3 protein-coding genes are annotated in these 2,965 nt (G+C 45.3%); 1 reads left to right on the top strand and 2 read right to left on the bottom strand.

Annotated features, from left to right (window positions below; translation table 11 throughout):
• Positions 1 to 319: 319 nt before the first annotated feature.
• Positions 320 to 1,537, bottom strand: a complete 1,218-nt coding sequence (gene tet(E), locus OKC30_RS20365; RefSeq protein WP_017411290.1) for a tetracycline efflux MFS transporter Tet(E) — start codon at positions 1,535 to 1,537, stop codon at positions 320 to 322.
• Between the two features lie 80 nt (positions 1,538 to 1,617).
• Here tet(E) and OKC30_RS20360 point away from each other — a divergent pair, with 80 nt between their 5' ends.
• Positions 1,618 to 2,250, top strand: coding sequence for a tetracycline resistance transcriptional repressor TetR(E) (locus OKC30_RS20360; protein WP_017411289.1), 633 nt, complete (start codon positions 1,618 to 1,620; stop codon positions 2,248 to 2,250).
• A 386-nt stretch (positions 2,251 to 2,636) separates the two neighbouring features.
• On the opposite strand, the gene OKC30_RS21580 is transcribed toward OKC30_RS20360, so the two are convergent.
• Positions 2,637 to 2,792, bottom strand: coding sequence for a hypothetical protein (locus tag OKC30_RS21580; protein WP_442865848.1), 156 nt, complete (start codon positions 2,790 to 2,792; stop codon positions 2,637 to 2,639).
• Positions 2,793 to 2,965: the final 173 nt, after the last annotated feature.

Here is a 2,965-nt window from a genome sequence, read left to right as displayed (position 1 = left end):
GCAGCGAAAATCGATACAGAACAGGACCTTAGAAGGAATTTCAAATGAAGTGTTTTCTTAAGGTCCTGTATATGAATGGGCATTATGCGCTGACAGATTGGCATGGTGGCTTGCAATTGTGGAAGACAGTTCTTTATTCTGTTTACCATACTTTCAGTATGGCGACAGTCGTTATGGAGTAGCGTTAATACTACTCAAATAGTATGGCTTGCATTGTAGGTTCTCGTAGTAGTCCAATGTGCTACATTCACAATTTCTGATGCTGTGCAACGGTCGGTTTCACGTCTAGGAATTGGGGGCATACAGTTACCATTACCATTTAAAGAAATGGCTGTGAATTGCTCTGATTTTTCGGGTGGGCAGCCCTGCCGGGATAGAAAAACCTCAGTATAGTCAGTGCAACTACATACAATCCGCATCCAACTATCCACACCCAACCATTCCAAGATTCGTGGGTTGCACTATACAAAAATGCAAAAATAAGTGGACCGATTACACCCGTGAGGTGTGTCAAACTGGTCAGCAACCCTTGCAATTGTCCTTGTGCTACCTGACCGACACGAACAGATATAATTCCCTGCAAAGCGGGAAGAGTTATGCCACCACAAGCGAGTAACAGCACAACTGGCCAAACCATCCAGCTTTGCGTAATGACTGCCAATAAAAGTAGGCCACAGCCATCAGCCAAGATGCCAACCACGATAGCTTTCTGATCTCCCAAATGTTTAGCGATAAAACCAGCAGCAAGTCCTTGAAACAGTGCGTGTGTAAGCCCAAACACAGCCAATGAAACACCGACCATTACGCCATCCCATACGAAGCGCTCTTCTCCGAATAAAACCCATAATGTTGCAGGGATTTGGCCAATCAATTGAATGATGAAAAAGACAACTAGCAATCCCGATAATGGGGAGATCATCTCGCGTATGGAGGATGTGGTTTCATTGATTGTTTCATTCTTTATCTCGTCACTAACCTGATTAGCATTATGGGTCTCATGTAAAATGAATAGGGAGACCAGAAATGCCAGCCCGTTAATAGCAGCAGCGAACATAAACGGTGCCTGTACCGAAAGTTGACCTGCAAAACCACCAATGACTGGTCCAGCAATCATACCGCCACCAAAACAGGCACCCATCATACCAAACCAATGTGTCCTGGATTCCTCAGGTGTGACATCGGCAATTGTTGAGGCTGCAACAGCTCCAGTCGCACCGGTAATACCAGCAATTAAGCGTCCCAGATACAACACCCACACTACGCTGGCTGTTGCCATTAATGCGTAGTCCAGTGTTGCACCTAAAAGTGAAAGTAATAATACAGGGCGACGACCTATGCGATCTGACCAGCGGCCGAGAAGAGGGGCAAAAATCACTTGCATCATTGCATACAGCGCCAATAAAACACCGTAGTTCTCCGCAACATTAGCCTTTCCAACAAACTCCCGTAATAACGCCGGTAAGACAGGCATAATTATGCCAATCCCCATGGCATCTAAAAAAATGATGACCAGTGCCATCATCACAGTGCGGTTCATAGTTAACGCTCTCTATCGGTGATAGGGTTTGAAAAGTAACTCTATCAGTGATAGATTGTCAACAGCGAAAGGAGATAGTGATGGCACGACTAAGCTTGGACGACGTAATTTCAATGGCGCTCACCCTGCTGGACAGAGAGGGGCTAGAGGGCCTGACTACGCGTAAGCTGGCGCAGTCCCTCAAAATTGAGCAACCGACTCTGTATTGGCACGTGCGCAACAAGCAGACCCTTATGAACATGCTTTCAGAGGCAATACTGGTGAAGCATCACACCCGTTCAGTACCGTTACCGACTGAGAGTTGGCAGCAGTTTCTCCAGGAAAATGCTCTGAGTTTCCGTAAAGCATTATTGGTCCATCGTGATGGAGCCCGATTGCATATAGGGACCTCTCCTACGCCCCCCCAGTTTGAACAAGCAGAGGCGCAACTACGCTGTCTATGCGATGCAGGGTTTTCGGTCGAGGAGGCTCTTTTCATTCTGCAATCTATCAGCCATTTTACGCTGGGTGCAGTATTGGAAGAGCAAGCCACAAACCCGACAGAATACAATACAGTGATGGACGCTGTGCCACCATTATTACAGGAGGCATTTAATGTTCAGACGAGAACCACTGCTGAAACGGCCTTCCATTTCGGGCTGAAATCATTAATAGTTGGATTCTCTGCACAATTAGATGAAAAATATATGTCCATCCAGGGTAATAATAAATGATGCTGTCTATGGGGCAGTACTAACGGTAGTAATTTTAAATCTATCGCCAGTGATTTTTATTTTTCACGCGACAAATATTCTTGAAAATGTGTATGTGCATAGCCTTTGATAAATTAGGGAGATCCGAACAAGAGGGGGATTTCTTTGCGGGTCTGGCGGTGTTTGCCATTGAACTCGTAGTCAGCGAAGGTCAGTTGATGGCTCACGTTGGTTCTCATCCATGGTACTAAGAAAATCTGATGATCTCGTGTCAAGGATTTGTTCGCACCCTCCCCATCACGTCAAATAGAGCCTGTTTTCCAACTTAAATGTCCTGTTTGCTCACGGAGCAGATGTAGTATTACTTTTGAGTTTCCAACTTAAATGTCACATTTGGTATCGTTAACTCATTGAATACTTTGATCTGCCAGTTTCCAACTTAAATGGTTGTGATCAGTTTTCTTCAATACTCCCTCGTTGGAATGCTCGCGCAAGTAGGGGGTCGTGTCGAGTTTGTAGCCAAATGCTGACATGTTATCGATGTTCTGACTTTCACCCATTATCAGAATAATAACTCTGCTCTGCTCTGCTCTGCTCCAGTCTGGATGGAGGGGGCCTCTTTTACATATTTATCCACATTACTTTGACCGCTTAGTTGGTCAGGGTGAGAGCGTGAACAAATTGTTAAATTGAGGTCAATTTAGCCAACCCAGCATCCAGTACCTTTTCCAGATAG

This window comes from Aeromonas sp. QDB18 (genome assembly GCF_027705325.1).
Lineage (GTDB): Bacteria > Pseudomonadota > Gammaproteobacteria > Enterobacterales > Aeromonadaceae > Aeromonas > Aeromonas caviae.
The sequence above is the reverse complement of the archived record's forward strand: the minus strand, read 5'-3'. Positions and strand labels throughout refer to the sequence as shown.

Excerpts from the sequence above, each read along its gene's own strand:
- OKC30_RS20360 (WP_017411289.1), top strand. The coding sequence starts at position 1,618 with ATGGCACGACTAAGCTTGGACGACGTAATTTCAATGGCGCTCACCCTG.